Annotated in this window: 18 protein-coding genes; 7 read left to right on the top strand and 11 right to left on the bottom strand. The window is 65.3% G+C overall.

The window, feature by feature from the left end:
* Window positions 1-4 precede the first annotated feature (4 nt).
* A complete protein-coding gene (locus HAHE_RS08105) occupies window positions 5-589 on the bottom strand; it encodes a type VI secretion system tube protein Hcp (protein WP_338690051.1) in 585 nt (194 codons plus the stop codon).
* Between the two features lie 193 nt (window positions 590-782).
* Window positions 783-4799 (bottom strand): beta strand repeat-containing protein, encoded by a 4017-nt coding sequence (locus HAHE_RS08100; RefSeq protein WP_338690049.1) that lies wholly within the window; start codon window positions 4797-4799, stop codon window positions 783-785.
* 130 nt (window positions 4800-4929) lie between these two features.
* Here HAHE_RS08100 and HAHE_RS08095 point away from each other — a divergent pair, with 130 nt between their 5' ends.
* Window positions 4930-6045 (top strand): substrate-binding domain-containing protein, encoded by a 1116-nt coding sequence (locus HAHE_RS08095; protein WP_338690047.1) that lies wholly within the window; start codon window positions 4930-4932, stop codon window positions 6043-6045.
* Between the two features lies 1 nt (window position 6046).
* Here the strand turns inward: HAHE_RS08095 and HAHE_RS08090 are convergent, their stop codons facing one another.
* Both HAHE_RS08090 and HAHE_RS08085 read right to left on the bottom strand, forming a co-directional pair.
* Entirely contained in the window at window positions 6047-7360 is a 1314-nt protein-coding gene (locus tag HAHE_RS08090) for a homoserine dehydrogenase (RefSeq protein ID WP_338690045.1), read from the bottom strand.
* 48 nt (window positions 7361-7408) lie between these two features.
* A complete protein-coding gene (locus HAHE_RS08085) occupies window positions 7409-7699 on the bottom strand; it encodes a hypothetical protein (RefSeq protein ID WP_338690044.1) in 291 nt (96 codons plus the stop codon).
* 96 nt (window positions 7700-7795) lie between these two features.
* On the opposite strand from HAHE_RS08085, the gene HAHE_RS08080 reads away from it, so the two are divergent.
* Both HAHE_RS08080 and HAHE_RS08075 read left to right on the top strand, forming a co-directional pair.
* Window positions 7796-9049, top strand: a complete 1254-nt coding sequence (locus tag HAHE_RS08080; protein WP_338690042.1) for an OmpA family protein — start codon at window positions 7796-7798, stop codon at window positions 9047-9049.
* Between the two features lie 59 nt (window positions 9050-9108).
* On the top strand, window positions 9109-9903 hold the full coding sequence (locus HAHE_RS08075; protein ID WP_338690040.1) for an HAD hydrolase family protein: 795 nt from the start codon (window positions 9109-9111) through the stop codon (window positions 9901-9903).
* Window positions 9904-10082: 179 nt separating this feature from the next.
* Here HAHE_RS08075 and pyrE read toward each other — a convergent pair whose 3' ends face one another.
* Complete coding sequence (gene pyrE, locus HAHE_RS08070; protein WP_338690038.1) at window positions 10083-10640, bottom strand: orotate phosphoribosyltransferase; 558 nt, start codon at window positions 10638-10640, stop codon at window positions 10083-10085.
* Window positions 10641-10741: 101 nt separating this feature from the next.
* Between pyrE and HAHE_RS08065 the strand changes: the two genes are divergently transcribed.
* Window positions 10742-11161 (top strand): hypothetical protein, encoded by a 420-nt coding sequence (locus tag HAHE_RS08065; protein ID WP_338690036.1) that lies wholly within the window; start codon window positions 10742-10744, stop codon window positions 11159-11161.
* 73 nt (window positions 11162-11234) lie between these two features.
* On the opposite strand, the gene rpmA is transcribed toward HAHE_RS08065, so the two are convergent.
* Both rpmA and rplU read right to left on the bottom strand, forming a co-directional pair.
* On the bottom strand, window positions 11235-11495 hold the full coding sequence (rpmA, locus tag HAHE_RS08060; protein ID WP_338690034.1) for a 50S ribosomal protein L27: 261 nt from the start codon (window positions 11493-11495) through the stop codon (window positions 11235-11237).
* A 40-nt stretch (window positions 11496-11535) separates the two neighbouring features.
* A complete protein-coding gene (gene rplU / locus HAHE_RS08055; RefSeq protein WP_338690032.1) occupies window positions 11536-11844 on the bottom strand; it encodes a 50S ribosomal protein L21 in 309 nt (102 codons plus the stop codon).
* A 125-nt stretch (window positions 11845-11969) separates the two neighbouring features.
* Here rplU and tsaE point away from each other — a divergent pair, with 125 nt between their 5' ends.
* Window positions 11970-12383 carry a tRNA (adenosine(37)-N6)-threonylcarbamoyltransferase complex ATPase subunit type 1 TsaE gene (tsaE, locus tag HAHE_RS08050; protein WP_338690029.1) on the top strand — a complete coding sequence of 138 codons (414 nt, stop codon included), beginning with the start codon at window positions 11970-11972 and terminating at the stop codon, window positions 12381-12383.
* Between the two features lie 5 nt (window positions 12384-12388).
* Here tsaE and HAHE_RS08045 read toward each other — a convergent pair whose 3' ends face one another.
* From HAHE_RS08045 to HAHE_RS08035, 3 genes are read right to left on the bottom strand one after another with little or no spacing between them, the layout of a single operon-like run.
* Window positions 12389-12682 (bottom strand): hypothetical protein, encoded by a 294-nt coding sequence (locus HAHE_RS08045; protein ID WP_338690027.1) that lies wholly within the window; start codon window positions 12680-12682, stop codon window positions 12389-12391.
* A gap of 58 nt (window positions 12683-12740) precedes the next feature.
* On the bottom strand, window positions 12741-13388 hold the full coding sequence (locus tag HAHE_RS08040; RefSeq protein WP_338690026.1) for an SDR family NAD(P)-dependent oxidoreductase: 648 nt from the start codon (window positions 13386-13388) through the stop codon (window positions 12741-12743).
* Window positions 13389-13433: 45 nt separating this feature from the next.
* Window positions 13434-13997 carry a hypothetical protein gene (locus HAHE_RS08035; protein ID WP_338690025.1) on the bottom strand — a complete coding sequence of 188 codons (564 nt, stop codon included), beginning with the start codon at window positions 13995-13997 and terminating at the stop codon, window positions 13434-13436.
* Between the two features lie 136 nt (window positions 13998-14133).
* Between HAHE_RS08035 and ribD the strand changes: the two genes are divergently transcribed.
* Both ribD and HAHE_RS08025 read left to right on the top strand, forming a co-directional pair.
* Window positions 14134-15186, top strand: a complete 1053-nt coding sequence (gene ribD, locus HAHE_RS08030) for a bifunctional diaminohydroxyphosphoribosylaminopyrimidine deaminase/5-amino-6-(5-phosphoribosylamino)uracil reductase RibD (protein WP_338690023.1) — start codon at window positions 14134-14136, stop codon at window positions 15184-15186.
* A 70-nt stretch (window positions 15187-15256) separates the two neighbouring features.
* Entirely contained in the window at window positions 15257-15523 is a 267-nt protein-coding gene (locus HAHE_RS08025) for a hypothetical protein (RefSeq protein WP_338690021.1), read from the top strand.
* A gap of 5 nt (window positions 15524-15528) precedes the next feature.
* Here the strand turns inward: HAHE_RS08025 and HAHE_RS08020 are convergent, their stop codons facing one another.
* Window positions 15529-16536 (bottom strand): CAP domain-containing protein, encoded by a 1008-nt coding sequence (locus HAHE_RS08020; protein ID WP_338690019.1) that lies wholly within the window; start codon window positions 16534-16536, stop codon window positions 15529-15531.
* Between the last annotated feature and the right edge of the window lie 100 nt (window positions 16537-16636).

The raw sequence follows: 16636 nt of genomic DNA, 5'->3' as shown, positions 1-16636 counted from the left end.
GATCCTACTTGGTTGGCGTGGAGAAGTCGTAGCTCGCCGCCGTCGTGTCACCGGTGGCGCCGGTGGCCGTGTCGACCTCCGTGTACTGGATGTCGATCTTGGTGTAGTTGAACGAGACCTGCTCGGTCGGCTGGGCGCTACCGGACGTGGTGGCGTCGGACGTGCCCAACGAGCTGATGATCACGTTGCTCAGGATGACCACGTAGTAGGTCGGGGTGCCGGGTGCCGCATCCTTCGTGAGATGCAGCGTCACGGTGGGCAGGTATTGACCGGTGGCACACTTCAGGAACAGCTGGGGTGATGACTTGTCGAGGGGTTTGCTGATCTCCAAGGCCTGCTGTTGGGCTTCCCCGGTCGGCGCCGGTCCGGTCGGCCCGAATTGGATCGGACGGCTGATCCCCATCGAGAACGATTCGATGTCGATCCATCCGACGTGGTCCTTGTCTCGGTTCGATTCCCCATCGATGTCGGGGATCTTCAGGTAACCGGTGAGCGGGTAGGCATCCGCACTGCCCAGCGTGAGGGTGGCCAACGGCGTGGCGAGGGCCAGCGACGACGAAAATCGCGCCGGATGACGGGACGTTTTCATCCTGACATGGTGGGTCATCGGGAGACCTCAAGTCAAGGTCATCCGTCCCTCTCGCATGCACGGATCGTCCCGAATTGCCGGGAATCAGGCGTTCTCGGAAGCGAGAACGGAAAGGGGTGGAATCCATCCGGAGCAGAGGCGCGACTGCCTTGCGCGAACCTCCGTTTCCGGATGGATCCCGAAGTGAGAGCCGTTACTCGACGGCGCTCAAGCGGCCGAACATGCGGCCGAGATCGACACCGCCGTCGGCGGTCGCCGGGATGGAAACGCTGACGTTGTCCGGAGTCGCCGCGTCATCGATGGTGACGGTGACGCCATTGGCATCGGGGCCGGACGAGGTGGCGCCGATGACCACCGAGGTCCACGGTGCCACGAGATCGGCATCGAACTCCGCGCTGAGGGTCACCTCACCGATGGAGCTTTCCTCGCGGGTGAACTCGAGCGTCAGGCCGCCGGCGGTGGCGGTGGTGGTGACGAGCGAGCTGGCGTCGTTGGCCAGCGGGTCGCCGCCGAGGATCCACTCGAGGCCGTTCGTGATGCCGTCGTTCTCCGGGTCGTCGTCAAAGCCGGCTTCCTTGCCGGGGCTGCCGTCGAGACCGTTGAGCGCCGCCCAAGATTCGAACGGTGTGCTGGTGGCTTGCGACGTGAGGGTCACGAACGATCCCGTGCCGCCGAGCGTGTCGTCGTAATCGAGGACGAAGGTGTTCGGTCCCACGACGATCGGATCGCCATCGGCGATTCCGGCAAAGGTGCCGCTCAGCGAAGCTCCGGTGTAATCGATCAGCGTGTAGACCGTGCCACCGGGAAGGGCGGTGGGCGCGACCGCGAGATCGGCGAGTGACAGCGAGGCGCCGGCGAGGTCGAGGGATCCGCTCAGCGCGAAGCCACCGATCGGATTGCCGAGCTGGCTGTCGAGGAAGGCCTCGACGGTAACGTCGGCCGCCAGCGTGGCGCTGTTGCCGCCGGTGGTCTCGAGGGTGCGGACCAGTGCGTTGTCGGGAAGCGAGACGGTCGTGCCGGTGATCGTAAGGTCGGCCCCGGTCACGTTTCGCAGCGTGCCTTCGCCCCAAAGCAGGATGGCATTGGCTGTTGCCTGACCTGCGATGGTTGTCGCTTCGAGCGTGGCGCTTTCCTGCAGCTCGACCGTGGCGGTTCCGATGTCGCCGCCGGTGTCCTGGACGAGGACGAGGCTGCCCGTGCGGATGGTGCCGCCGTAGCTCGCGAGGTAACCGTCGGCCGTCTTCTTGTTCGGGCCGTTGCCCACGCCGAGCACGATGCTGGTGGCGTCGAGCGTGCCGGTATTGAACATGAACGAACCGCTGGTCGGGTTGTTGAAGTTGCCCGCCCCTCCACCATGCTGGCCGAGCGTGAGCGTTCCGACCAAGGCATCGAGCGTGGCCCCGGTGGCGGTGAGGTCGATGGTTCCGCTGCCGCCGGTGTAGTCGGAGGCGGTGCCTTTCGAGCCGACCAGGACATCGGCCCGTCCGGTGCCGTCAGTGGCGCGGATTTCAAGGGTCGCGTTCTCAAGGCCGGTGCCGATCCGCAGGGTCGACGATCCCGACTGGGCGCTGTTGTCGCCGACGGTGATCTGGTCGGCGTGGATCACGTTGGTGAGACCAAGCTCAACAACGGCGCTGGAGCTGGAGCCGAAGCCTGCGGGACCGCCTTGTCCGATCGCGAAGCTCGCGGCCGTGATGGTCGCGATGTCCGGGAGGTAGACGTTGGAGCTACCGCCGCTCGCGACCGTGGCTGCCTTGAAGCTGCCGCCGGGGTTGGCGACGATGAGCTCGTCGATCCCGATCATGTCGAGCGATCCCTCGTTGGCGAGGAAGTCGCCTTGGACGCTCAGGGTGCGTCCGGCATTGGCATACAGGTAGGAAACTCCGGAGGGTGCCTTGGTCAGCGACGAGACGACGAGGTCGAGGTCGGTGAAGTCGAGATCGCCGTCGCTCAGACGGATGCCGGTGCCGGTGGGAATCGTCGAGCCCGACGAGTCGAGCAGCAACAGGCCGCCGCCGGTGACGCCGGTGACGCCGGTGTAGGTATTGCTGCCTGTCAGGCGGAGCTCACCGGTTCCGGCATGCAGCAGCGAGCCGCTGCCCGAAACGTCGTTGGCGAAGTCGATGTCATCGACCCGGCTGACCGCCAGTTCGCCGTCATTGACGATGGTCCCCACAACGCTGCCGACCGAACCGTTGTCGCCGATCTGCAGGGTGCCACCGCTGATCGTGGTGCCGCCGGTGTAGGTCATGTCCTCGGCGAGGATCACGAGGCCGGGACCTTGCTGGACGAGTGCGCCGGTGCCGCTGATCACGCTGGTGATGGTCAGGGCTCCGTCGAGGTTGAAGACGAGCGTGCCGTCGTTGGTGATCGACGAGGTGGTGCCGAGCGAGCCGGTGGTGCCGCCATTGCCGATCTGGAGGGTTCCCGACGAGATGACGGTCGCGCCGCTGAACGAGTTGTCGGCGGTGAGGACGGTCGTCCCGCTGCCGGCCTGCTCGAAGTCGCCCGTGCCCGAAATCGCGTTGGCGAGTTCGAAGCTGTCGGAGCGGTCGAGGATCAGGCTGCCGTCGTTGGCGATGGAGCCGGTGCCGAGCGAACCGGTCGTGCCGCCATTGCCGACGGTCAGCGTGCCGGCGCTGATGGTGGTGCCGCCGGTGAAGCCGTTGTCGGTCGCGATGGTGACGTCGGCGCCGCCGCTGACGACGAGCGAGCCGCCGCCATCGATCGAGCCGGAACCGGTGAGGGTGTAGGACTCGATCGTGTTGTCGAAGGTGACCATTGCAGGGTTCACCGAGTCATTCAGGACGACCGAGGTCGTGCCGGTGGCGGTATCGTCGAAGGTGACGCTGTCGAACTCGTAGTAGGTGTCGGAGCTGCCTCCGTTGTCCCAGTTCGAGTCGCCGTTGATGTCCCAGGTGCCGGAAGCACTGCCGTCCCAAACGAGGTCGGCCGGGTCTCCGGTAAAGGTGACCGAAATACTATTTGCACCGTAGGTCGGAGTCGCCATCAGGCGGGTGCCTTCGAGGCCCGTGACCGTGAGCGGCGGATTGGTGCCCGCGAACGAGCCGAAGGTCACGATCGTGTAGGGAGCGCCGACGGTCGGGGGTGAGGTGATCTGCAATTCGATTCCGCCGCCGTTGTTGGTGTAGGCGTTGGTGATCGTCGTGAGATCGGATCCTCCGGTGCCGACTTCGATCACCAGGTTGCCGCCGTCCGCGGTCAGCGAGTCGATGGTACGGGTGCCGAGGTGGAGTCCGCCGTCGGTCAGGGTGAACGGGATGGCGGGATCGACCGCGCCGGTCAGCGCGAGGTCCCCCGTGCCGTCTTTCTCGAAGGCAAGCGTGTTGCCCGCGGTGTAGCTGACCGAGCCGGCGAAGGTGGCGTCGGTCGACTGGGTCACGGTCAGCGACGAGGTCGCGCCATTGCCCTCGATCGCGCCTTCGGTGCCGTCGATCGAGCCGATGGTCGCGGCGACGTCGGCAATCCTCAGGCGGGTGTTCGTGCCGGTGAAGGAAAGTGCCGCATTCGGCTGATCGACCGCGGCGTTGATATTCAGCGTCGAATCGTGCCCGAGGCTCACGCTGCCCGTGCCCCAGCCGCTGACGTCGCCGAGGTTGACGCCGAGCGTGTCACCCGAGTTGTGACCGGCGAAGAAAAGGTCGCCGCTGAAGCCGCTCGCGTCGGGGTTGAAGTTCACGTTGCGGCCGGAGCCGGTAGCGTCGCGCTGGACCGTCAGCGAGCCGGTGCCGGCAAGCGTCCCTTCGAAGAAGAAGTTCATCGTGTAGGCGCTGTTCTCCTTCATGTTGAGGATGTTGGCGCCGTTGAGCACGAGGGCGGTATCGAGCGAGTGTCCGATCGAGCCGAGCGACGACTGCGGCCGGATCTCGGCGTCGCTGACCGTCAGCGCGGGAATCGAGTGGTTGACCACGAAGTAGCCACCGCCGTTGGTTCGGTAGAGGTTGAGGATCGCGCCATTCTGGATCGTCAGGCTGTCGCCATCGAAGATCGTGTTGTTGGCGTCAGGAGAGCGGCAGGTTGCTCCATCCACGACGTAGTCATTGCCGATGGTAGGAACGGTATCGTCTCCCCAGTTTTCGGGGGTCGTCCATTGGTTGTTGGCGCCGCCGCCGTCCCACGCCACCTGGGCGTGGGAGGATGACGCGAAGATCAGACCGAACAGGCCTGTGCGGAGGATAGTGCAATTCATGGCAGTGTTTTGGTGTTTTGCGCCCCTGAGTGAATCCACTCCACAAGGGGACGGAGGCGCAGCTTAGGAGGGAATTCCTGAGCTCGAAGCACCTCTGAGGAAATGATCTGATAAATTTAGTTTTACAGATGTGTCCGATTCGGGAGGCTGGAGCATGGCCCGGATGGAGCGTCCGAAACTGGCGGATCTCGTCGCCTCGGCGCTCTCCGAGGCAATCGGTGGAGGGCGCTGGGAGGAGCGGCTGCCGGGGTCGCGGGTGCTGGCCGAGGAGTTCGGAGCGAGTGTGCCGACGGTTTCGAAGGCACTCCGGCAGCTGGAAAGGCAAGGCTTGATCGAAGGTTGTGGGAGTCGGAAGGCGTACCGGATTGCGGACCCGGGGGATGCCCGGCGTTCCCCTGACCTGCCGGCGCCCGAGCGAAAGGCGATCATTCTGACCCACGCCGACATCGGCACCCTGCCTCACTCAACCCGTCAGGTGATCGATACTTCAAGGGCGATGCTGGTCCGGCGGGGTTGGTCCGTGGAGTCCCGGACCTTCGACTTTCTCCATGCCAAACGGCCGCACCGGAGCTGGGACCATCTCGTGCCGTTGGATCCCGAGCTGCCGATGGTCGCGGTCTTCGGTCGTCACGCCTTGGAGAAGTGGGCCCACGGGCACGGGCTGCGCATGGCATTTCTCGGCGGGACCACCGCGCGGCCCGAAACGCCGATGATCGCGGTCAAGTCATCGCTCCTCGCCGCGGAGGCGGTGCGTCGGCTGACCGACATGGGGCACCGTCGGATCATTCTTCCGGTGTGCGACCGGCCTCCGGCTTTTGCCGACTCGATCAAGCAGGCGGTCAGGGAAGGGCTGGAGCGCGTCGGGGTCACGTATGTTCCGAAATTCCATACCCCCGAAAGCGACTACCAGAGGCCCGACGTGATCCGGGGGATGATCGAGTCCGCCTTCGCGTCGAATCCCCCGACCGCCATCGTGATGCTCGACTGGAAGGAGTTCGTGACGGCGGCCTGCGCGCTGGCGCGGATGGGATTCCTGATCCCGCGTGACGTCTCGGTCGTGATTCTGAACGAGCAGGCGGAGACCGACTGGTTCCTGCCGAAACTGAGCTGCTTCCGCTTCCCGGTCACGCGGATGGCTTCGGCGGTCGCACGCTGGGTGAGCGAGGGGACCTCGACGGCCGGCAGCAATTTCCTCAGTGCGGACTTCGACGAAGGCGGCTCGATCGCACCGCCGCGCGAGCGCTGAGTCAGAGCTTCTCGATCCGGAAGACGACCGGCTCGCTGTTGATGCAGTCGAGGTTTTCGATCTCCCGCAGGGTCTTCTGCAGCAGACCGAACGGGCAGCTGTGGAGCTGGAAGACCATGTCGACGAAGTCGGCGTCTGGGCTTTCCGGATTCACCGGAGAGTGGGTGCCCGAGATGCCGATACCGGCGTCGGCAAGGTGCTTGGCGACCTCGGCGATGACGCCGGGCCGGTCGGTGACATCGAAGCGTACGTAGTAGGCCGTGGTCGTTTCCTCAACCGGCAGCAGTCTGCCGCTGTCGCGATAGGGAAGGAACCCGCGGTGTCCGTTCGGCTGGCGCAGCGAGCGGGCGGCCTCGACCAGATCGGCAACTACGGAAGATGCCGTAGGATCCTGCCCGGCGCCGCGGCCGTAGAAGAGCGACTCGCCGGCGGCGTCGCCGTGAACCGCGACGGCATTGAACACGCCATGGACGCTGGCGAGGATGTGCGACTTGGCGATGAAGGAAGGCTGAACGCGCAGCTCGACCTCGCCGCCGGGGTGCTCGCGGATGACGGCGAGCAGCTTGACCACGTAGCCGAGACGGGTGGCGAACTCGATGTCGATGGGCCGGACCTGCTCGATGCCGGCGACATGGACCTCGGCCGGGTCGATCGGGAAACCGTAGGCAAGCGTGGCGAGGAGGATCGCCTTGTGCGCGGCGTCCCAGCCGTTGACGTCGAGCGCCGGGTCGGCCTCGGCGTAGCCGAGTTGCTGGGCTTCCGAAAGCGCTTCGGAGAATTCGAGTCCGGCGGTAGTCATCCGCTCGAGGATGTAGTTCGACGTTCCGTTGATGATGCCGCTCATCGACTGGATCCTGTTGCCGACGAACGACTCCTGGACCGTCTTGATGATCGGGATCCCGCCGGCGACCGCGGCTTCGAAATGAATCGGCGTGTCGAACTCGCGCGACAGCTTGAAGAGTTCCGTGCCGCGCTCGGCGAGCAGCGCCTTGTTGCCGGTGACCACCGGTTTGCGGGCACGAAGAGCCGCCGCGACGATGTCGAACGCCGCGTCCGTGCCTCCGATCAGTTCGACCACGATGTCGACCGCCGGATCATCGACCAGCTCCTTCCACTCGGTGGTCAGCCGGTCGGCCGGCACGGCGACCGGGCGCGACTTTCCGAGGTCGCGCACGAGCACGCGTGCGACATCAAGGCGGACCGATCCGCCGGTGCGGTCGGAGATGAGTTCGGAGTTGCGCTGGAGTGCCAGCACGACCCCGGAGCCTACGGTTCCGAGACCGGCGAGTCCGATGCCGAGTGTGGAGCAGTTCACGGCCCCGACTGTGCCGGGGCGGTGGCTGCTGCGAAAGGGGAAAGCGGGTCAGGCGCCGAGTTGTTTCATGGCGGCTGCCCAGTCGTCGCCGGAGTCACCCGGGAGTCCCTCGCTTGTGCGCTTCAGGTAGTTGAAGTAGGCGGCTTCCTGGATCTGTTCGAGAGTCGGTGGAGTCTTGGCCTTCTTGGTGGTCTTCTTCGCGGCGGCCTTCTTGGCCGGGGCCTTTTTCGCGGTTTTCTTGGCTGCGGCCTTTTTTGCAGGGGCCTTCTTGGCAGCTTTTTTCGCGGCTTTCTTCGCGACCTTGGTCGCGACCTTCTTGGTAGCTTTCTTGGCGGACATAACGTCGAGCGGGCGGATAGCAGGTCTGATGCCAAGGGCAAGCGCGGGCATGAAGCCATTGATTGTAACGGAACCGTCCCGGCGTATAGTGCCGGCGTGAGCGACAGCTACACATGGAGCGACATGCGCGACGAGGGTCCGTCCCACCTGCCGGGACCGGACCGCCTCGGCTGGTGGGTGGGTATTGCCCTGCTGGTCGCCATCGTGCTCCACGTCCTCGCCTTCTTCGCCCTCGGGCAGATCAAGATCGCGCTCGGCTTCGACGAGGCTGAGGAGATGCGCACGGCGCCGATCAATGTCGATCAGGTCGAGGTCCTGCCGCCGGCGATGGATGACATCACTCCGGAGCCGGTCGCCCAGGAGCCGGAGAACACCGCGTCGCTGCTCGAGGAGATCGACGTGCTGGCGAACCTGCCGGAAGACCACGAGCTCGACATCACTCCGGAAACGATCGACCCGGAGTTTGCCATCAAGCCCCAACAGCCGTTGGCCGAGGGGGCGCCTGAGGCGCTGGAGTTGGACATCTCCGCCGAATTCGATCTGGCGTCGGCATTGCCCGAGATGGGCCGCACCGAGAACCCGCTGCCGCTGGCGGCCGAAGGTCAGGTGATCGTCGATCCCGGTGCGGTCGAGGTGAACGACCCGTCACTTGATCAGTTCACCGAGGAGATTCTGAAGAAGGGTGCCGGTGGCAATGCGGCTGCGGGAACGCTCGATGGCGTGGTCACTCTGGATGACCTGGTCGGGCTTCCCGAGAACGTGCTGGTCGGCAAGAAGACGATGCTGCCGAGCGATCTGCTCTTCGAATACAACAGCGCCGAGCTGCGGGAGAGCGCGCGGGTCGGGCTGATGAAGCTGGCATTGCTGGTGGAGCGAAATCCGGGTCTCTACTGCTGGATCGAGGGTTACACCGATCTTTATGGAGGCGATGGCTTCAACCTCGACCTGTCCCAGCGACGGGCGAAGGCGGTGAGGAATTATCTGGTCGAGGCGCTGCTGATCGATGGCGAGAAAATCGTCACCCGTGGCTATGGCAAGAGCCGGCCGATCATTGATAACGGCACGGTGGATGAGCAGGCGCCGAACCGGCGGGTTGAGATCAAGATGCGGCGGACCCTGCCGACCGACCCCGAGCCGGTGGTGAAGGAGGTCAAGCCCGAGCCGAAGCCGGAACCGGAACCACCGAAGGCGGTGCTGGTGACGCCGATGCGCGATCTTGAGGTGCCTCCCGTCATCGAGGAGCCGGTCGAAGAGCCCGAACCTCCGAAGGCGGTGCCGGTGGTCGAGGACCCGCCGCGCGCGGTTCCGGTCGAGGAGTCGCCTCCGCGTGCCGTGCCGGTGGGCGAGTGACACCCTTGTTGCCGTCGGTTTCCGCTCGCGGTCGGGCGGTCCCGTGTTAGGCAAGCGGTATGAGACCGCTCGACCTTCCGGAAAAGCCGCAGTGGATCCTGTCGTTCGACTTCGACGGCACCCTGCACGACCCGGGTGGGAGGCCTCCGGTGGTGGGTGCGTTTTTCGAGAAGATCACGGAGTTGCGGACCGAGCGCTCCGCGCTTTGGGGAATCAACACGGGACGCTCGATGGAGCATGTGATCGAGGGGCTGATCGAGAGCCGCTTTCCGTTCGCGCCCGACTGGGTCGTGGCCCGCGAGCGGGAAATCTGGTTTCCGAACGACTACGGCCGCTGGATCGGCGACGACAAGTGGAACAAGGAGTGCGAGAAGGCGCACCGGAAGTTTTTCCGCAAGGTGCGCAAGGTGCTGGCGGCGATCCGGGCGGAGGTCGAGGAGCACACCGGAGCGACTTGGGTCGAGCAGGCTGGCGACCCGGCGGGATTGATCGCGCGCACCGAGGAGGAGATGGAGTGGATCCTTGGCCGGGTGACCGAGTTGGCGGCGCCCGAGCCGCTGCTCGGTTGGCAGCGGAACTCGATCTACCTGCGTTTCGGCCACAAGAACTACCAGAAAGGTAGTAGCCTGCGCCGGGTGGCGGAGGGGTTCGGGTTGGGGCCGGCGCAGAGTTTCGCGATCGGCGACAGCCACAACGACTTCGAGATGCTGTCGCCCGAGTCCGCCGCCTTCATCGCGTGTCCCGGCAACGCGGTGGACGAGGTGCGCGAGCACGTGGAGGAGGTCGGCGGCCATGTCTGCGCCGCCGGGCACAGCGACGGATGCGTCGAGGCGCTGCGAAGGTTCTTTGATTAGGAGTGGCGCTTTTCAAGCGCCATGGCTGGGCTGGGCGGCTTGCAGCTGCCCCGATGCGCGATCTGGAGATCGCCGCGCCCACTCATGGCTCCCCGGAGGGAGCCACTCCGTTAAGGGGCAACGACATTCCTGTCGATGAGTGATCGCCGGCTGAAAATCGACAGGAATGTCGATTCCCCCTACAGGAGGGTGCTGCGGGAGTAGAGGGCGAGGACCGGGATGCCGCGGGCTTCGATGGCCTGGCGGCCGCCTTCCTCGCGGTCGACGAGGACCAGGGCGAAGGCGATCTTGCCGCCGGCCGCCTCGATGGCGTCGATCGCCTTGAGTGTCGAGCCGCCGGTGGTGATCACGTCGTCGACCACGATCACCGTGTCGCCCTCCTTGAAGTTCCCCTCGATCTGTTTGCCGCGGCCGTGGCCCTTGGGCTCCTTGCGCACCGTGAAGACCTGGATCATCTCGTCGGGGTTCTGACGGGCGGAGGTCATGCCGATGGCCAGTGAGATCGGGTCGGCGCCCATCGTCATGCCGCCGATGGCGTCGATGGCCAGTCCCTCGCTCTGGATGCGTTCGCGCACCGCGGCCCAGCCGATTTCGCCGATCAGGTTGGCACCGACCGGATCGAGCGCGGTGACGCGGCAGTCGATGTAGAGGTCGCTCTCCTTGCCGGAGGCGAGGGTGAAGGTGCCGGTGCGGACGGACTTCTCGAGGAGGATGGCTTTCAGGTCGGCGGCGGACATGCGCCGAGCGTAGCGAGCGAGGGACAAGTGAGAAGTGCCGAGTGCGGGGCCGGCGGCAAACGCGGTTGAGGACGGGCTCAGGTCAGGTACAGTATCCGCTGATGGAAAAACCTCCGCCGAGGAAGCTCGTCACGGTGCGGATGCCGGACGATCTGGGCGACCTTTCCGGGCTCAGCCCGGCAGAGAGGGCGGAACTCGTGCAACAGAACGAACGGCGGAAGATCTACGAAGAGGTCATGAAATCGGAGTCGGATGCGTGGCGCCGGTGCTTTCTGTCCGGCGGGATCTGCGTCGTATCCTGGATGCTCGCCGTCGGCTGCAGCTTGTTGATGGAGCTCGTCGACCGGTTTCCGGTGGATGCCCGCGATGCGGCTTGGATCGGGCTTTCACTCGTCGCGGGGTTGTCAGCCCTCGTCGGGCTTCTGAGCTTTTATCCCGCGGTTCTCCATCTCGCCCAATTGATCCTGGCGATGCGCCGGCGGAGGCGGCTGGGACGGTCGCTGCCTGCCACGGGTCGTTGACCGGTGGGATGCGGACACGAAAAAGCCGCCGACCCTCTCGGGTGGCGGCTTTCGAAAATTGTCGGGAGCGACCTCAGTTGGCGGCGACTTCGGCCGGCTTGACGTTCACCCGACCGCCGTTGCGGTCGAAGAACACGGTGCCTTCGATGGCGGCGTGGATGGTGTAGTCCTTGCCCATGAAGACGTTCTTGCCCGGGTGCCACTTGGTTCCGCGCTGGCGGATGATGATGTTGCCGGGGATGACGACCTGACCGCCGAACTTCTTCACGCCGAGGCGCTTCGAGCGTGAGTCGCGGCCGTTCTTGACGGAACCTTGTCCTTTCTTGTGAGCCATGGTCTTGGGAAAATCAGGGGTTCAATGAACCAGCGCCGGATCAGGCGATGGAGTCGATCGAGATCTTGGTGAGCGCGCGGCGGAAGCCCTTGGTCTTGTGGAAGCCCTTGCGGCGCTTGAACTTGAAGGCGATGCCCTTCGGTCCGCGGAAGTTGCTGACGACGGTGGCCTTGACGCTGGAACCGTCAACGACGGGAGTGCCGACCTTGATGTCGGAGCCTTCGCCGATGAGGAGCGGGGCGAACTCGAGGATCGTGCCTTCGTCGAGGTTGAGGTTCTCGACGTCGATCTTGTCGCCTTCTTGGACGCGGTACTGTTTGCCGCCGGTTTTGATGACTGCGTAGGCCATGGCCGTAGAGGAAAAGGGATTGGAGCCCGGAGGTCGGGCGGGCGGGGAGAACAGCACAGCGATTTCAGACGGGCAAGGGAATTTTTTGAAATCGACGGGGTCCGCGGATCGGCTTTGCTGCGGGGGTGGAGCGGGTGATTCCGGATGAAGCGGCAATGGTGGCTTTCGGTCGCGAAATGGCGTCCGGGCTGGCGGGTGGCGAGGTGTTGGGGCTGGTGGGCGGCTTGGGGGCTGGCAAGACGCATTTCACCAAGGGTCTGGCGGCTGGACTGGGCCACGATGGGGAGGTCACAAGCCCGACTTTCGCCTTGGTCCACGAGTACCGCGACGGCCGGCTGCCGGTGTTCCACCTCGATTTCTACCGCCTCGAGTCCGCCGAGGCATTGATCGGGATCGGCTGGGACGAGATGCTCGACGAGGAAGGGGTCGTCATCGCCGAGTGGGCGGACCGATTTCCCGAACTCCTGCCCGTGGGCACGAAGGTGCTCGATTTCGAGGTGCTGCCGGACGGATCGCGGCGGGTCAGTGAGCGCGGCTGACCGGCTTACTGGAAGCTGCGGCTGATGGCGTCGAACAGGCGGCTGACCGTGCCTTGGGTGCGCGAGACGGTGCCGGGAGCGTTCGAGTAGGTCCGCTGCACGGTGCTGTAGGACCGGTCGACCGTGCCCTGCGTGCGGTAGGCGGTATTGACCGCGCCATTGGCCATTTCGCCGCTGCGGGCGACAGTGCGGTTGGCGGCTTGGGTGGTGCGGCCCAGCGTGTCCACCGTGCGCCCGGCAGTACTGCACGAGCTCAGCGCGAGGGCGGCGCCGGCGGCAAGGAGGACGAGGGCTTTCATGGCGCGGAAGGGTAGGGAGACCGGGGGCGGGGTCAATGAGACATTTCGTCCCCGCATTTCAGCCGATCCGGCTGTCGAGCTGGAACACCTGACCCGAGGTGTACGGAAGCTGCCGGTGGAGATGGACGAGGAATGCCGCGACCGATTCGGTGTCATTGAAACGTCCGAGGGCATGTTCGCGGCGGACCTCATCGCGGCGGCTTTCCGGGAGGCCAGCAGTCATTCGGGTTTCGAGAAAGCCGGGGAGCACCGTGTTGACCCGGATCCCGGCGGGGCCGAGTTCCTTCGCAAGCGACTTGGCGAGCCCGATCAGTCCGGCTTTGGCGGCGGCGTAGGCGGCTTGGCCGACCGGCGGGTGGAGGGCCGAGTGGCTTGAGATGAAAATGAGGTGGCCGGTCCGCTTCCGGAGCATCGCGCGGGCGGCCGCTTTGGCACAACGGAAGGTGCCGTGCAGGTTGACCTCCAGCTGGCGGTCCCAGGACGCCTCATTGCAACGGGCCAGCAGTTCGTTGTCGGCGAGGCCGGCGTTGCTGATCAAGAGATCGGGTGTCTCGATGCCGGCGAAGTAGCTCGCGACCGATGCGGGATCGGCGACGTCCAGTTCGTCCCGGCCGGGCGCGAGCACCTCGTCACCCGCGTCGCGGAACGCGCGGGCGATTGCTTGCGCGAGATCGCCGCGTCCGCCGCTGATGAGCACCCGTTCCATCGTGGGACGAGCGTGGCGGCGGCACGCGGCTGCGCAAGCGTAAGCTTATTCGCCGGGAGGCGTGCCTTTGCCGACGGCACCGGAGGCCGGACGGATCACGATCGCGTGTTCGTCGTAGCGCGCGATACCGCCTGCCTGCTGAAGCAGGTAGTCGAGCGCGGCCTTGGCAGGGATGTTCTTCAGCGACAGCGAGACTTCCCGGTCACCGAGTTTGCCGGTCGGATCCTGGACCATGAAGTTCGGCGTGAAGGCATCGTCTTCGCCCTTCTTCTTGGTCGACTCGGTTTCCACCATCGAGTTCAGCGCGGAGAGCGCCTCGCTCAGGGTGACGTCGCGGAACTCGACCTCGGGCAGGCGGATGCCGCCGAGTTCGGTTTCCTTGCGCTTGGCAAGCATGTTGCCGGCTTGGGTCTTCAGCGCGGCCAGCTTGTAGCGGGCGTAGGGATGGTCGGGGCGGAGTTGGAGTGCCTTCTCGAAGGCGGTACGCGCCGTCGCCGGGTCGTTGCGGTTCATGGCTTTGACGCCGGCGTTGTAGTATTCATCCGCCGTCTGGGCGAATGCCGGAGTGGCCGTCAGCAGCAGGCCGATGAGGATGCTGGGTGTTTTCATGCGTTTCTTGCGGTTGGAGTTTCTTGCGTTTCTGAGCCGCTTCCGTGGAAGTGACCGTCTACAACCTTGGCGCGATTTCAGGATCCATCAATCCCGGAGTTGCGGTCAGGCGCGGGAGCAGGCATTTCGGAGTGCAGTGAGCGAGGATGAAAAGTGGATGCGCCGGGCGATCGCGGAAGCGCGTCGAGGCGTCGGCCGCACCTCGCCGAATCCGCCGGTCGGTGCGGTGCTCGTTCGCGATGGCATCGAGATCGGCGCCGGTTGGCATCGGCGGGCCGGTCAGCCGCACGCCGAGCGCGAGGCGATCGCCGATGCTCTGCAGCGTTCGGGTCCGGACGCGCTGCGCGGTGCCACGGCCTACGTGACCTTGGAGCCCTGCTCGACCCACGGTCGCACGCCGCCCTGCACCGACGGCTTGATCGAAGCGGGTGTCAGCCACGTCGTCTATGCCTCGACCGATCCGAATCCGGCGCATGCCGGAGGGGCGGATCCATTGCTGCGGTCGGCCGGCATCGAAGTGGCATCGGGGGTGTTGGCCGACGAGGCCGATCGGCTGATCCGTCCGTTTGCCAAAGTCCAGGGCACCGGTCTGCCTTGGGTCATCTGGAAAACTGCGATGAGTCTCGACGGCCGCCTGACGCGACCCCCGGGTGAGGGGATGTGGCTGACCGGTCCGGAGGCGCGTGCCGAGGTCCAGAAGATCCGTGCGGAAGTCGATGCGATCGTGACCTCGGGCGAAACGGTCCGGAGGGACCGTCCGCGGCTCGACCTGCGCGAGCCGGAGCTGCTCGAAGGCCGCGAGATGCCGTGGCGGGTGGTATTGACCGATCGACCCGATTCGTTACCCGACGACGCGCCCTTGTTCACCGATGCCCATCGCGAGCGAACGCTCGTCCGCCCGCGCATGGATTTCGAGAAGACCCTGCGCGAACTGGTGCGCGAGAGGGGAGTGAATGCCGTGATGCTGGAGTGCGGAGGACGGCTGGCAGGAGAGTTCGCGGATCGGGGTCTGATCGACGAAGTCGTCGCCTTCATGGCGCCGATGATCTGCGGAGGGCCGGTGACCGCACTCGCCGGCGAAGGACTGCCGGACGGAGCCGGTCTCGATCAGATCGAGTTCCGTCAGGTCGGACCCGATGTGATGCTCCGGGGAATCGTCCGCGAAGGTTCCCTCACCAAACATCCTTGATCGTTTCACACACGCGTCATCTTCGTTTCATCCGGCGTGGGAGAATGGGAATCGTCTTATGAACGATACCATGAATACCGAACCGACGACCCCGACCGCGACTTCCTGCACCGACAAGTGGAAGGCAAGGATCCTGCCGGGACTGAGTTATGCCATTGCCATCGGCCTGACCCTTGCGGGTCCGGCACTGATGGCGTGCGCATTGGTACTGGCCGTTCTGGCCGGAAGCGCATCGGTCGCCGGGCTCGGCCTGCTCGCCGGCGCGGTGCTGGGAGCGGCCGGAGCCGTATCGCTGCTGTGGTGCCTCTCGAAGAGCAACGGCACCGCGACCGCTTGAAGAGGTTATTTCCCGAACATCTGCGTCCAGCGGCCGCCGTGGTGGCCGAGACCGATGCGCTGTTGTCCGGGGTTGAACATGTTCTTGTGGTGCCCGGGTGAGTAGAACCAGCCGCGGTTGGCAGCCTGCGGCTGGTTCGATCCGCTGTAGATGTTTTCGCCGGACGCGGTGGTGCCGAAGTTCTTCGCGCGGTCCCACGGGGTCTTTTTTCCGGGGACCGGCGACTCGTGGGCGAAGAATCCCTTCTCCGCCATGTCCTTCGAATGGTCGCGGGATGCGTCGCAGAGTTTCGGATCGAGGACCAGAGCGTTGAGGCCGACGTAGAGCCGCCAGTAGTTGCACTCTTCGATCCCGCGCGCCTCGTCGGCGGGAACGTTTTCGTCTTCAGCGATCTTGCGGTTTCGTTCGATCGTCTTGAGACCATCGCGGGGCAGGTCACCGGCGGTCGCGGCGACCGATTTCTCGCGCTCCTCGAGGCTTGAGACCGAGTCGCTCGGGATCGAGGAAAGCGCGGCATCGAGAGCGGCATCCCGGAAGCGGGCAAGTTTGTTCGCGGCCTCGCGCAGCGGTGCGAGCGTGGGCGGAGCGCCTTTCAGGAGCTCCTCGCTGGTGGGCGAGAGGAGTTTCCGGAGTTCCTCGACAGCCGGCATGCTCTTGCTCTTCAGCAAGGGCTTCATCGGACCCTCGCCGAGCCGGTAGACGGACATGAAATCATCACGCAGTTCGCGAATCCGTTTCTGGCGGGCGTTGCGATCTCCGCCGACCCCGGTCTTCGCCACCGATTCGAGCGCGGCGAGATAGCGGTCGCGAACGCCGGGCCACGCCTTGTTCAGTTCGGCGATGAGGTCGCTGAGGGTTTCGTCCGGTTTGCCCTCGAGTGAGTCGCAGAGTTCGTCGATCGGCTGACGCGTCTCGAGCCGGGTTTGGAACGCGGCGAGGAGTTCGTCGGACGTGCGGTCGGCGTGGGCAGGGCCGAGCGCGAGGAGCGCGATGGCGAGGTGGTGGGGTTTCATCCGGGCAGGGCAGAGGATCGGATGGAAAGCGACGCGCGGGCAAGGGCTCGTCCCGGGAAGACACGGAAAAGCCGCCGTTCCGATGGGGAACGGCGGCTAG

Origin of the sequence: Haloferula helveola, assembly GCF_037076345.1 — a bacterium.
GTDB lineage: Bacteria > Verrucomicrobiota > Verrucomicrobiia > Verrucomicrobiales > Akkermansiaceae > Haloferula > Haloferula helveola.
This window is presented reverse-complemented; position numbering and strand designations above follow the sequence as displayed.

Coding starts and splice junctions, on each gene's coding strand:
- HAHE_RS08105 (WP_338690051.1), bottom strand. CDS start 589: ATGAAAACGTCCCGTCATCCGGCGCGATTTTCGTCGTCGCTGGCCCTC.
- HAHE_RS08100 (WP_338690049.1), bottom strand. CDS start 4,799: ATGAATTGCACTATCCTCCGCACAGGCCTGTTCGGTCTGATCTTCGCG.
- HAHE_RS08085 (WP_338690044.1), bottom strand. CDS start 7,699: ATGTCCGCCAAGAAAGCTACCAAGAAGGTCGCGACCAAGGTCGCGAAG.
- HAHE_RS08075 (WP_338690040.1), top strand. CDS start 9,109: ATGAGACCGCTCGACCTTCCGGAAAAGCCGCAGTGGATCCTGTCGTTC.
- pyrE (WP_338690038.1), bottom strand. CDS start 10,640: ATGTCCGCCGCCGACCTGAAAGCCATCCTCCTCGAGAAGTCCGTCCGC.
- HAHE_RS08065 (WP_338690036.1), top strand. CDS start 10,742: ATGGAAAAACCTCCGCCGAGGAAGCTCGTCACGGTGCGGATGCCGGAC.
- rpmA (WP_338690034.1), bottom strand. CDS start 11,495: ATGGCTCACAAGAAAGGACAAGGTTCCGTCAAGAACGGCCGCGACTCA.
- rplU (WP_338690032.1), bottom strand. CDS start 11,844: ATGGCCTACGCAGTCATCAAAACCGGCGGCAAACAGTACCGCGTCCAA.
- HAHE_RS08045 (WP_338690027.1), bottom strand. CDS start 12,682: ATGAAAGCCCTCGTCCTCCTTGCCGCCGGCGCCGCCCTCGCGCTGAGC.
- HAHE_RS08040 (WP_338690026.1), bottom strand. CDS start 13,388: ATGGAACGGGTGCTCATCAGCGGCGGACGCGGCGATCTCGCGCAAGCA.
- HAHE_RS08035 (WP_338690025.1), bottom strand. CDS start 13,997: ATGAAAACACCCAGCATCCTCATCGGCCTGCTGCTGACGGCCACTCCG.
- HAHE_RS08025 (WP_338690021.1), top strand. CDS start 15,257: ATGAATACCGAACCGACGACCCCGACCGCGACTTCCTGCACCGACAAG.
- HAHE_RS08020 (WP_338690019.1), bottom strand. CDS start 16,536: ATGAAACCCCACCACCTCGCCATCGCGCTCCTCGCGCTCGGCCCTGCC.